Consider the following 12,053-nt stretch of genomic DNA (forward strand, 5'->3'; position numbering starts at 1 on the left):
ACACTTATCCATGGAATCTGTTTGCACAGTTCCGCCGCGGATCGCGCGAACATCCCGCCCAGCACCAGTGGCAACGAAATCGCCTGCGTGGATGTGAAGTCGAAGCCGATCCTCACCCGCGCCTGCGGCGGGCACTCAGCAGTGCCTACAGCGATCGGGCAGGGCGGCGATCGGGCAGGGCTCAGAAGGACCGGCCGTCGGCGTACCGCTGCCGGCGGTAGTGACGGCCTCTGCCACGGTTGCGGCTCTTGTAGGTCGGCAGCTGCGAATCGCAGTTCGGACAGATGAGGCGCAGGTTCTCGCGACGATTGTTCGACGGGTTGCCGTCGATGTGGTCGACCACGAAAGCGAGAGGGAGGTCCATCCACCTGTCGGCGCCGCCGCAGATCGCGCAGCGGCCGGACTGGGCTGAGAACAGATGTCGGCGGATATAGTGACCGCTCCGAGTGTCGACCCATGCCTCACCCGATTGCAGCCACTGCTGTGTGCTCGCGTTCCGTCGGGCAATGGCTTGACATCGGTTGCTGCAGTAGAGTTTCTGACTTCGCCTGACGAGTGATACACCGCACCCGCGACACTGCCTCATGCTGAGACGCTAACGCCGGGCTCTGACAAAGGGCCCCGTCGGATTGTGGAGCCTCCTATCGGGATTGAACCGATGACCTTCCGTTTACAAGACGGGAGCTCTACCACTGAGCTAAGGAGGCGTGTCCGGTGAAGACGTGGCCGATCCTATCGTCTCGGCGTGCGTGCCGATAATGCCCCTCGCTCGGATGCCTGACCGCCACCGCGAGTGCACAGAGATCACGTTTCCGGGTGGTACGGCGATCCGAGTGCACCGTCGATGCACTCGCGATGGTGTCAGGTCTTGTCTCGGCTGCGGAGCCGATCTGAAGACTCGTCGGCAGGAAGTGTTCTGCACCAACGCATGTCAGTCCTGAGGTGTCACTCCTCGGCTTCGATGATCCGCTGCGACGGCACCGGCCGCGACATCGGCCGGCTGCGAGGCCGGCGTCCCGGCAGCGGGATGCGGTCGGCGATGTTGCTCAGTGGGTTCACCACCTGGCTGAGCACGATCACCGCTTCGCGCAGCGCCTCGATCGTCGGCTCCAACGCCTCCAGCCCCGGCGCCAGGCGGTTCAGCGTGTCGGCGACCGCGGCCAGCTGCTCCAGGGGGCCGTTGCGGGCGGTGAGCGTGTCGACGACACCGCCCTCGGCGAACAGCCGGTCTGCGATGCCGTCCTCGGCCAGCAGTCGGTCGACCAGCCCCTCCTCGGACAGCAACTGGTCGACCAGCCCGCCGGGCTCGATGGCCCGCATCAGGCCGCTCTGTTCCTGCGTCATCCGGTCCAGCGCGCCGCCGGGGGCAGTCAACCGGTCGACCACGCCACCGGGCTGCAGCAGCCGGTCGATCGGTCCGCCCGCCGCGAGCGCGCGGCCCAGCGGTTGGTCCTCGTCCATCAGCTTGGCAAGCCGATTGGCGCGCTCCACCGCATCTCCGACGCCGAGCATCGACGCGAAGGACGTCGGGGTCTGGCGGGTGTCGTCGCTGGTCTCCCCGAGCGCACGGCTCGCCAGGTCGATACCGCTTTTTGCCACCCCGATTCCGGCATCGGCGACCGCCAGACCTGCGCGCATGGGCGCGAACGCGAGGTCGGTCAGCGCTTTGGCGAAGTTCATCCGTTCAGTCTATGGACGCCACAAACGTAAACTCACAGGAAGCGCACAGGTAGCAGGCAGCGTATTTCCAACTGCGCGGAGAAACATGAGGCGGCATGGCCATGCCCGTACCAGAGAACGTGCCCGAGGCTCGAGTACTAGTGGTCGACGACGAGGCCAACATCGTCGAGCTGCTCTCCGTGAGTCTGAAGTTCCAAGGATTCGAGGTCCACACCGCGTCCAACGGCCCCGCCGCCTTGGACAAGGCGCGTGAGGTCCGTCCCGACGCGATCATCCTCGACGTGATGATGCCCGGGATGGACGGGTTCGGGCTGCTCCGCAGGCTGCGGGCCGACGGTATCGAAGCCCCCGCCCTGTTCCTGACCGCGCGCGATTCGCTGCAGGACAAGATCGCCGGTCTGACGCTCGGCGGCGACGACTACGTCACGAAACCGTTCAGCCTCGAAGAGGTGGTCGCCCGCCTGCGGGTGGTGCTGCGCCGCGCCGGTGCGGGCATCCAGGAGGCCCGCACGTCGCGGTTGACCTTCGCCGACATCGAGCTCGACGAGGACACCCACGAGGTCTGGAAGGCCGGCGAACCGGTGTCGCTGTCGCCGACCGAGTTCACCCTGCTGCGCTACTTCATCATCAACGCAGGCACGGTCCTGTCGAAGCCGAAGATCCTCGACCACGTGTGGCGTTACGACTTCGGCGGTGACGTCAACGTCGTCGAGTCCTACGTCTCCTACCTGCGCCGTAAGATCGACACCGGCGAGAAGCGACTGCTGCATACGCTGCGCGGTGTCGGTTATGTCCTTCGAGAACCGCGCTGAGCTGGACAATGGCTATGTGGCGGGAGACGTTCGGCATCTGAGGCGCGGCGTCCCGCTGCGGGTCGGCCTCGTCGCGGCGACGCTCCTGCTGGTGGCGTGCGGCCTACTGGCGTCCGGGATCGCGGTCACCACGATCATGCAGCACAGCCTGATGAACCGCGTCGACGACACCTTGCTCGACGCGTCCCGAGGCTGGGCGCAGGTTCCGCGGCGGCTGTCCACAGCCTCGGCCGACGATCCGAACCCGGCCCGGCCGCCGTCGGACTTCTATGTCCGCGGCATCGATCCCGACGGGCATATCTGGATGGTGATCAACGATCGTGAGGCCGAGCCGGTGCTGCCCGCCGACAACGATGTGGGCCCCGAACCGGTGACGGTCGGTTCGGTCGATCACTCCGACGTGCAGTGGCGGGCGATGACGGTCCGCGGGCTGCGCGGCGAACTGACCACCGTCGCGATCGACCTGTCCGACGTGAAGTCCACGATGCGTTCGCTGGTGTACACCCAGGTCGGGATCGGCGCCGCGGTGCTACTGGTGCTCGGCATCGCCGGTTACGCGGTGGTGCACCGCAGCCTGCGCCCCTTGTCGGAGGTGGAGCAGACCGCGGCCGCGATCGCGTCCGGTCAGCTCGACCGCCGCGTCCCCGAACGCGACCCGCGCACCGAGGTGGGCCGGTTGTCGTTGGCACTCAACGGAATGCTGGCCCAGATCCAGCGTGCGATGGCGTTGTCGGAGTCCTCGGCGGAGAAGGCGCGCAGTTCCGAGGACCGGATGCGGCGTTTCATCACCGACGCGAGCCACGAACTGCGCACTCCGCTGACGACGATCCGCGGCTTCGCCGAGCTCTACCGCCAGGGTGCGGCGCGCGATATCGAGATGCTGATGGGCCGCATCGAGAGTGAGTCGCGCCGGATGGGTCTGCTTGTCGAGGACCTGTTGCTGCTGGCGCGCCTGGATGCCCAGCGTCCGCTGGAACGTCGCCGTGTCGATCTGCTGGCCCTCGCCAGCGACGCCGTGCACGACGCCCGGTCGATCGCGCCGAAGCGCGCCATCCGGATGGAGGTCTTCGACGGCCCCGGGACGCCTGAGGTGCTCGGCGACGAGCCCCGGCTCCGGCAGGTGCTGTCGAACCTGGTCGCCAACGCCCTGCAGCACACCCCCGAGACCGCCGGGGTCACCATCCGGGTCGGCACCAGCGACGCGACCGCGGTGGTCGAGGTGTGCGACGAGGGTCCCGGCATGACCCCCGAGGACGCGCAGCGGGTGTTCGAGCGGTTCTACCGCGCCGACTCGTCCCGGGCCCGGGCCCGGGCCAGCGGCGGCACCGGCCTCGGCCTGTCGATCGTCGACTCGCTGGTGTACGCGCACGGCGGGCGGGTCAGTGTGACGACGGCGCCGGGGCAGGGGTGCCGGTTCACTGTGATGCTCCCGCGGATCACCGACGAGCGCTCGCGCGAGGAGCAGTCGGGTACCGACGAGCGCTCGCGCGAGGAGGAGCCAGTCGGGTACCGACGAGCGCTCGCGCGAGGAGCAGTCGGGTACCGACGAGCGCTCGCGCGAGGAGCGGTCGGGTACCGACGAGCGCTCGCGCGAGGAGCAGACCGGTACCGACGATCAGCAGACGGAGCCGATCAACTCAGTTGCGCCAGTGCGTCCTTGATCTTGGACTGCGCCTCGTCGAGCGATTCGGGCGACGGGTTCTGGTCGACGTTGGCGAACCCGAAGTCGGACAGGTTCCGGGCCGGGAACACGTGCACGTGCAGGTGCGGCACCTCCAGCCCGGCGATGATCACCCCGGCGCGCTCGGTGTCGAACGCCTTGCACACCGCCTTGCCGATCAGCTGCGACACCTCCATCACCCGGGCGAACACCGCGGGCTCGACATCCTGCCAGTTGTCGATCTCCGCGCGCGGCACGACGAGCGTGTGGCCCTGCGTCATCGGCGCGATCGTCAGGAACGACACGATGTCGTCGTCCTCGTAGACGAATCGGCCGGGGATCTCGCGGTTGATGATCTTGGTGAAGATGGTCGCCATGCGCTCACGCTAACCGGTGCCGCATCAGCCGTCGATGTGCCACGGAGGGTCGGCGAACGACGGATCACCGGGCGGTCGGGACGGCCCCATCACCTCGCACCGCTTGACCGGGATCAGGTGCGAGCTCAGGCCGGACGGTACGTACTGGGCGACGGTCACGCATCGCTCCCAGTTGCCGTCGGCCTGTACGGCCCCGTCGCACTTGCCCAGCACCGGCCCGCCGTACACGCAGCCGGCGACGGCCGTCGGCGCCGTGGTCAGCAACACCGCGGGCAGCAGCGCAGCCGCGAACCCCGCGGTGATACAGCGTTTCGTCGTCGGCCTCATGGTCGTCTCCCGTCGCTGGCGTTGCTGGCCCCGACGCTACCGGCGTGGTGCGGATCCGGCGCGTAAAACGCACGCAAGCGTCACCTTTCGCGCCGGATTCGCTCTAGCCTGGCCGCATGCTGGGATTGATGCAGGATCGGCCGCTGATGATCTCGTCGCTGATCGACCACGCGGCGACCTTCCACGGCGACACCGAACTGGTGTCGCGCCTGCCTGAGGGCAACATCCGGCGCACCACCTGGCGCGAGGTCGGCGAGCGGTCCAAGCAGGTCGCCAACGCACTGGCCGAACTCGGCGTCGAGCGCGGCGACCGGGTCGCGACGCTGGCATGGAACAGCGACCGCCACCTCGCGCTGTACTTCGGTGTCTCGGGGTCGGGGGCGGTGATGCACACCGTCAATCCGCGGCTGTTCCCGGAGCAGATCACCTACATCATCAACCACGCCGAGGACCGGGTGTTGTTCTTCGACATCACCTTCGCGTCGATGGTCAGCGCGCTGGCACCCGCGCTGGAGACCGTCGAGCACTTCGTCGTGATGACCGACCGCGCACACATGCCCGACGTTGCCGGGGTGCCCGCCGACCGGCTGCTGTGCTGGGAGGAGTTCATCGGCCGTCAGTCCACCCACTACGACTGGCCCGAGTTCGACGAGCGCAGCGCGTCCTCGCTGTGCTACACCTCGGGGACCACAGGCAACCCGAAAGGTGTTCTGTACTCCCATCGTTCGACGATGCTGCACACCCTGATGACCGCCGCGCGCGACGCCATCGACATCCACAGCGGGTCGGTGATCCTGCTCGTGGTGCCGATGTTCCACGCCAACGCGTGGGGTACGCCGTACACCGCCGCGATGGTCGGCGCCAAACTGGTGATGCCGGGGCCGCACCTCGACGGGGAATCGGTCTACCAGTTGATGAAATCCGAAGGGGTGAACCAGTCTCAGGGCGTGCCGACGGTGTGGATGATGCTGTTCGCCTACCTCGACGAGCATCCCGAGATCGACCCGCACGAGCTCGGGCTGCACTACGCCGGAACCGGGGGTGCGGCGCTGCCACTGTCGATGATCGAACGGTTCGAGCGGGACTTCGGCGCGGAGACGTTCCAGGGCTGGGGGATGACCGAGACCAGCCCGCTGTGCGTCGTCGGGCGGCCGCTGCCCAAACACGCCGGGCTGAGTCTCGACGAACAGCATCGGCTCAGGCTCAAACAGGGCCGCGGTGTGTGGGGTGTCGACTTCAAGATCGTCGACGACAACGGAAACGAACTCCCATGGGACGGGAAGGCTTTCGGCGAGGTGTGGGTACGCGGGCCGTGGATCGCCAGCGGGTACTTCAGGGGCGAGGGCGGCGACAAGCTCGACGGCGACGGGTTCTTCCCGACCGGCGACGTCGCGACCATCGACCCGGACGGCTACCTGCAACTGGTGGACCGCACCAAGGACGTCATCAAATCGGGCGGGGAGTGGGTCAGTTCGATCGACCTGGAGAACGCCGCGATGGGCCATCCCGCCGTCGCGGAGGCGGCGGTGATCGGTGTGCCGCACCCGAAGTGGCAGGAGCGGCCGCTGCTGATCGCGGTGCTGCGCAACGGGCACCACGCCACGCGTGACGATCTGCTGGAGTACCTGTCCGGCCAGGTCGCGAAGTGGTGGCTGCCCGACGACGTGGTGTTCGTCGACGAGCTGCCGCACACCGCGACCGGCAAGGTGCTCAAAGTCAAACTGCGCGAACAGTTCCGCGAGCGCAGTGGCTCACAGGCCGAATGAGTAGCCGCCGTTGACGCAGATTGTCTGGCCGGTGATCCACGACCCCTGATCGCCGGCCAGTAGCAACGCCAGTTCGGTGACGTCCTCGGGAACCCCGGGGCGGCGGACCGCGTAGTTGCGCAGGATCTCCTTGGCCTGAGGGGAATCGGCGTGCTCGGCCCACAACGGCTCCGTCATCGGCGTGCGCATCGTTCCGAGCGAGATGTTGTTGGCGGTGATGTTGTGGCGGCCGTTCTCCAGCGCCAGCGACCGGGTGAGGCCGGCGGCGCCCGCCTTGGCGGCACCGTAAACCGCACCGCCGGGGTCACCGGTACGGCCGGCATCCGAGACGATCGTCAGGATGCGCCCCCACGAGTTGGCGATCATCGACGGCAGCACCGCGCGGGTGCAGTGCAGCACGCCGTACAGATTGACCCGCAGGAACGGTTCCCAGTCACCCGGGTCGGTGTCGGCGAACTTGGCGCGGCCGCCGAATCCGTCGGCGCCGGCATTGCCCGCGTTGTTGACGAGCACGTCCACCGGTCCGGTGTCGGCGAGTGCGGAGACCACCGACCCGTAGTCGCACACGTCGAACGGTGTGGATACCGCGCTGCCGCCTGCCGCCCGGATCTCGTCGGCGACCTCGTCGCTGCGCTCCCGGTGTAGATCGTTGACCAGTACCTCGGCTCCGGACCGGCCGAAGGCCAGTGCCAGTCCGCGGCCGACGCCCTGTCCGGCGCCGGTGATGAGCACCCGCCGAGAGGTCATGGCGCCGGCTCGAATTCGAGGTGCAGTGCCGACAGGCCGCGCAGCAGGAACGTCGGGTCGTAGGCGAACCGGCGGTCGTCGGCCGAGCCGTGGGCCGATTCGTCGAACCGGATGTCGCGCAGCCGGTCCAGCAGTCGTCGCACCGTGATCTGCCCCTCGACCCGCGCCAGCGGAGCGCCCGCGCAGGTGTGGATGCCGCGGCCGAACGCGATGTGCTCGCGGACGTTCTTGCGCTCCGGGCGGAACGTGTGCGGATCCTCGAACTTGCGCGGGTCCCGGTTGGCGGCGCCGAGACAGAGCATCACGATGCTGCCGGCCTTCAGGTGCACCCCGCCGAGCGTCGTGGACCTGCGCACCAAGCGGAAGTCCACCTTGGTGGGGGAGTTCATCCGCAGCGACTCTTCGATGAAGTTCGGGATGCGGTCCGGGTTCTTCCGCAGCACCTCCTGGAACCCGGGCTGTTCGGCCAGTGTCTTGGCCGCCGCGCTGAGCAGTTTGGTCACCGTCTCCTGGCCCGCCGCGAACAGGAACGTGGCGGGCTTGACCACCTCGATGAGCTCGGGTGTCGAACCGTCGGGGTACACCGCGGTCGCCATCCCCGACAGCACGTCCTCGCGTGGCTCGCGGCGGCGTTCGGTGAGATAGCCGAGGAACTTGTCGTCCAGGTACTGCAGCGGGTCCGATCCGACGGGTGCGCCGTCGAGCGCGCCGACCCGGGTGCCGTCCGGCTGCTCAGCGCCCAGCGCGGCGAGGAACTCCGCGCGGTCCTCCTGCGGCACGCCGAGCAGGTCGATGATCGCCGAGGTGGCAAAGGGTTTGGCGTACTCGGCCAGGAACTCGCAGCGTCCGTTACCGATGATCCGGTCGATCTGGCTGTCGACCAGCTGCCACATGTAGTCCTCGTTCTCCTTCAGCCGGCGAGGCGTCAGGAGCTTGTTCAGTAGTGAGCGGGCCCGTTCGTGGGCGGGCGGATCCATCACGACCATGTGCTCGTGGATCGGGAACAGGTGGCGATGCGCCTCGATCTGGTCGGAGATGTCGTCGCCCTCGGGCGTGAACGGCAGAGGCGGGAACGGTCCGCCGATGGCGTTGACCGCCGAGAACGACCCGTGATCCTTGAACGCCGCCAGTACCTCGTCGTAGCCGGTCACCGCCCACACGCCGTGGTGCGGCTCCTGGTGGACCGGCCCCAACGCGCGCAGGCGGTCCCAGTACGCGTAGGGATCCTGGCTGAGCGCGAAATCGGAGAAGAAGTCCATCGAAGCGAGGTCGGTCATCGAGGCGATCCTTTCGCTTGCCTGATCGATCGATCAGACTGCTAGAATGCGCCATGCTTACCACGGCGTTCGAGGCACGGTCAAGCATCGACGGCTCGGACGGCGGCTGAAATGGCCGCCGCACCGAAAACCCGGGGCGGTGACGTGAATGCCCGTCAGCGCCTGATCGAAGCGACCGCGAAGATCATGCGGGACGAGGGGTATGCCGCGGCGACGTCCCGCCGTGTCGCCGCTGAGGCCGGTGTGAAACAGGCGTTGGTCTACTACTACTTCCCGACGATGGACGACCTGTTCGTCGAGGTGTTGCGGGCCGGTGCGGAAACTTCTCTGGAACATATGCGTGCCGCGTTGGCCGACGACGATCCCCTCCGTGCGCTGTGGCTGATCAACAGTGATGCCAGCCGAACGGGGCTCAACACCGAGTTCATGGCGCTGGCCAACCACCGCAAGGTGATTCGCGTCGAACTGCGCGCCTACGCCGAACGCGTCCGCGATATCGAGACCGCCGCGGTCACAGTGGCTTTGCGCGCCAACGGAATCGACCTCGACGAGCATCCTCCGGTAGTCATTTCGATGTTGATCGCGCAGATCGCCCGCAGTCTGTGCAACGAGAGCGCGGTCGGGGTCACGCTCGGGCACGACGAGATGCGTGCCTATGTCGACCGCCATCTCAAGTCCCTCGGATCCGCGTCAGGAGGTTGACAGTCCAGGCGATCGGTGTCAATCTCCTGATCGATCGACAAGTAGTCGATGGATGTCTGAAATCGAGGTGGCACATGGGCGGTCGGGTCGAGGGCAAAGTCGCGTTCATCACGGGCGCGGCGCGGGGACAGGGGCGCAGCCACGCGGTTCGCCTCGCCGAAGAAGGCGCCGACATCATCGCGATCGACGTGTGCGGGCCGGTCAGTACCCACACCGACATCCCGCCGGCCACGCCGGACGACCTGGCGCAAACCGTCGACCTGGTCAAGGGCACCGGCCGCCGGATCGTCGCGGCTGAAGTCGACGTGCGCGACTACGCCGCGGTCAAGAACGCGGTCGACTCCGGGGTCGAGCAGTTGGGCCGCCTCGATATCGTGGTCGCCAACGCGGGCATCGGCAATGGTGGTCAGACGCTGGACCACACCAGCGAAGAAGACTGGACCGACATGATCGACGTCAACCTCTCCGGAGTCTGGAAGTCGGTCAAAGCCGCTGTCCCGCACCTGCTCTCCGGTGGGCGCGGCGGGTCGATCGTTATCACCAGTTCGGTCGGCGGGCTCAAGCCGTACCCCCACACCGGCCACTACATCGCCGCCAAACACGGTGTCATCGGGCTGATGCGGACCTTCGCCGTCGAGCTCGGTCAGCACTCGATCCGGGTCAACGCCGTCTGCCCGACCAACGTGAACACGCCGCTGTTCATGAACGAGGGCACGATGAAACTGTTCCGCCCCGACCTGGAGAATCCGGGTCCGGACGACCTGGCCGTGGCTGCGCAGTTCATGCACGTGCTGCCGGTCGGTTGGGTGGAGCCCGTCGACATCAGCAACGCCGTGCTGTTCCTGGCCTCCGACGAGGCCCGGTACATCACCGGCCTACCGGTCACCGTCGACGCCGGCAGCATGCTCAAGTAGCGCCGGACATGCAGCTCGTCTTCGCGTTGCCGCACATGCTGCGGCTACCGGCGATGTCGCAACCGTGGGAGGCGTCGGTCACCGGCGCGGACCAGACCCGGATGGCCAAGTGCGCGGATGCCTGGGGTTACGACATGATCGCGGTCCCAGAGCATTTCGTGATCCCCACCGAGCATCTGGAGTTGTCCGGACCGCACTATCTGCAGTCCACGACCGCGCAGGCGTACCTGGCCGGGGCGACGGAGCGGATCCGGCTGAACTCGTGTATCACCGTGCTGCCACTGCAGCATCCGATCGTGCTGGCCAAAGCGCTGGCGACGGCGGACTGGATGAGCAGCGGCCGGATGATGGTCACCTTCGGGGTCGGTTGGCTGCAGGGCGAATTCGATGCCCTCGGTGTGCCGTTCCACGAACGCGGCCGCATCGCCGACGAGTACCTGGCGGCGATCGTGGAGCTGTGGACCAGCGAACGCCCCAGCTTCGAGGGCAGGTACGTATCGTTCTCCGAGGTCGCCTTCGAGCCCAAACCCGCGCAGAAACCCCACCTTCCGATCTGGATCGGTGGGGACGCCGACGCGGCGCTGCGCCGGGCCGCGAAGTACGCGTCCGGGTGGTGGTCGTTCCTGACGCCGCCAGAACAGATCGCCGAACGGTTGGAGTTCATCAAGTCCCAGTCCGACTACGACGGGCGGCCGTTCGACGTCGTACACGGATTGGGCACCAACCGGGTGGGTGAAGGCCATGTCGCGCAGAAGGATCCGCACGCGCGTCCGGGCATGAGCGCGGCCGAGATCGTCGACAAGCTGAGCTGGCTGGGGGAGCAGGGTGTCACGGTCAGTGCGGTCCCGATCCCGAAGGTCCGAGGCGTCGACGAGTATCTCGACTACGCGCAGTGGGTGATCGAGGAGATCAAACCGCAGTTGCCGTGATCAGCGCACCTGGGCGGCGATCTCCTCGACGGTCCACGGCGGCTCGTCGTGGTGGCCCCGGTAGGCCACGATCGCCGGGCTCTGGCGGTCGAACCGGCCGATGAAGCCGCCTGCGGCGATGAAGATCTGCCCGGTGATGTCCTTGGCCAGATCGCTGGCGAGGTACGCGTAGGTCGGCGCCGCGTACTCCGGCGGGGCGGCGTCGAGCGCGCCTTGAAAGCTGACGTCGTCGAGCAACCCCCGGCGGTTCAGCTCGGCGATGTGCGCCTGGTACTCCGGGCCGCTCGACAGCCGGGTCTTCGCGCCCGGGCACACCACGTTGGCGCGCACGCCGTGCTCCTTGAGCTCGGCGGCGATGGCCAGGGTCAAGCTGTTCACCGCTCCCTTGCCCGACGGATAGCCGGTGCCGCCGTAATCACCGAGGAACGCAAAGGAGCTGGTGTTCACGATCGCGCCGCCACCCTGTGCCACCATAACCGGCGCCGCGGCCCGGCAGGTCTGGAACACCGTGCCCAGGTGTGCGTCCATCAGGTCCTGGAACTGTTGCGGCGTCACGTTCAGGATCGAGGAGCCGGACGGTTCGGCGGTACCCGCACAGTTGATCAGGATGTCGATTCGGCCGTACTCGCGGATGCAGGTTTCGATCAGCGCGTCCGCGACCGCGGGGTCGGCCGGTGAGCCGGGATGGGCGATCGCGCCCGGAATGCGTTGTGCGGCCTCGGTCGCCGCGGACCCGTCACGGCCGTTGACCACTACGGAGGCGCCGAGGGACGCCAGTAATTCGGCGACCGCGAGGCCGACGCCGCGGGTACCGCCGACGACCACCGCGGCTCGGGTGTCCAGCGGCCGCACGGCCACGGCG

General features: G+C 67.6%; 12 protein-coding genes, 1 tRNA gene and 1 pseudogene. 6 read left to right on the forward strand and 8 right to left on the reverse strand.

Translation table 11 applies throughout. The features are described 5' to 3' along the window. Positions 1–181: 181 nt before the first annotated feature. The 3 genes from NTM_RS10805 to NTM_RS10815 all read right to left on the reverse strand — a co-directional run bounded on the left by NTM_RS10805 (position 182) and on the right by NTM_RS10815 (position 1,680). Positions 182–586, reverse strand: coding sequence for an HNH endonuclease (locus tag NTM_RS10805; protein WP_104862449.1), 405 nt, complete (start codon positions 584–586; stop codon positions 182–184). A 46-nt stretch (positions 587–632) separates the two neighbouring features. Further along, a tRNA-Thr gene (locus NTM_RS10810) sits at positions 633–707 on the reverse strand. A gap of 238 nt (positions 708–945) precedes the next feature. Further along, on the reverse strand, positions 946–1,680 hold the full coding sequence (locus NTM_RS10815; RefSeq protein WP_104862448.1) for a hypothetical protein: 735 nt from the start codon (positions 1,678–1,680) through the stop codon (positions 946–948). 95 nt (positions 1,681–1,775) lie between these two features. Here NTM_RS10815 and NTM_RS10820 point away from each other — a divergent pair, with 95 nt between their 5' ends. Next, positions 1,776–2,492, forward strand: a complete 717-nt coding sequence (locus tag NTM_RS10820) for a response regulator transcription factor (protein ID WP_083141867.1) — start codon at positions 1,776–1,778, stop codon at positions 2,490–2,492. Next, a pseudogene (locus NTM_RS10825) lies at positions 2,470–3,996 on the forward strand (sensor histidine kinase); the annotation flags it as partial. The gene NTM_RS10820 and the pseudogene NTM_RS10825, both read left to right, overlap by 23 nt. Positions 3,997–4,124: 128 nt before the next feature. Here NTM_RS10825 and NTM_RS10830 read toward each other — a convergent pair. Continuing rightward, positions 4,125–4,529, reverse strand: coding sequence for an HIT family protein (locus NTM_RS10830; protein ID WP_163766291.1), 405 nt, complete (start codon positions 4,527–4,529; stop codon positions 4,125–4,127). Positions 4,530–4,553: 24 nt separating this feature from the next. Then, positions 4,554–4,856 (reverse strand): CDGP domain-containing protein, encoded by a 303-nt coding sequence (locus NTM_RS10835; protein WP_104862446.1) that lies wholly within the window; start codon positions 4,854–4,856, stop codon positions 4,554–4,556. Positions 4,857–4,972: 116 nt separating this feature from the next. On the opposite strand from NTM_RS10835, the gene NTM_RS10840 reads away from it, so the two are divergent. After that, positions 4,973–6,622: a long-chain-fatty-acid--CoA ligase gene (locus NTM_RS10840; protein ID WP_163766292.1), complete on the forward strand. Its 1,650-nt coding sequence runs from the start codon at positions 4,973–4,975 to the stop codon at positions 6,620–6,622. Here the strand turns inward: NTM_RS10840 and NTM_RS10845 are convergent. Together NTM_RS10845 and NTM_RS10850 are read right to left on the reverse strand one after the other, a co-directional pair. Beyond that, positions 6,608–7,369, reverse strand: a complete 762-nt coding sequence (locus NTM_RS10845) for an SDR family NAD(P)-dependent oxidoreductase (protein WP_163766293.1) — start codon at positions 7,367–7,369, stop codon at positions 6,608–6,610. The genes NTM_RS10840 and NTM_RS10845 overlap by 15 nt on opposite strands. After that, positions 7,366–8,646 carry a cytochrome P450 gene (locus NTM_RS10850; RefSeq protein ID WP_163766294.1) on the reverse strand — a complete coding sequence of 427 codons (1,281 nt, stop codon included), beginning with the start codon at positions 8,644–8,646 and terminating at the stop codon, positions 7,366–7,368. The genes NTM_RS10845 and NTM_RS10850 overlap by 4 nt, the downstream gene beginning before the upstream one ends. Positions 8,647–8,757: 111 nt before the next feature. Between NTM_RS10850 and NTM_RS10855 the strand changes: the two genes are divergently transcribed. The 3 genes from NTM_RS10855 (at position 8,758) to NTM_RS10865 (ending at position 11,191) form a co-directional block, all read left to right on the forward strand. Continuing rightward, positions 8,758–9,348 carry a TetR/AcrR family transcriptional regulator gene (locus tag NTM_RS10855; protein ID WP_163766295.1) on the forward strand — a complete coding sequence of 197 codons (591 nt, stop codon included), beginning with the start codon at positions 8,758–8,760 and terminating at the stop codon, positions 9,346–9,348. Positions 9,349–9,422: 74 nt separating this feature from the next. Beyond that, the gene (locus NTM_RS10860; protein WP_163766296.1) at positions 9,423–10,262 is read left to right on the forward strand and encodes a mycofactocin-coupled SDR family oxidoreductase; all 840 of its coding nucleotides are present in this window, start codon (positions 9,423–9,425) and stop codon (positions 10,260–10,262) included. Between the two features lie 8 nt (positions 10,263–10,270). Continuing rightward, positions 10,271–11,191 (forward strand): TIGR03619 family F420-dependent LLM class oxidoreductase, encoded by a 921-nt coding sequence (locus tag NTM_RS10865; protein ID WP_163766297.1) that lies wholly within the window; start codon positions 10,271–10,273, stop codon positions 11,189–11,191. On the opposite strand, the gene NTM_RS10870 is transcribed toward NTM_RS10865, so the two are convergent. Beyond that, complete coding sequence (locus tag NTM_RS10870) at positions 11,192–12,016, reverse strand: SDR family NAD(P)-dependent oxidoreductase (RefSeq protein WP_104862826.1); 825 nt, start codon at positions 12,014–12,016, stop codon at positions 11,192–11,194. Positions 12,017–12,053 lie beyond the last annotated feature (37 nt).

Origin of the sequence: Mycolicibacterium parafortuitum (assembly GCF_010725485.1) — a bacterium.
In the GTDB taxonomy this organism is placed as follows: Bacteria; Actinomycetota; Actinomycetes; order Mycobacteriales; family Mycobacteriaceae; genus Mycobacterium.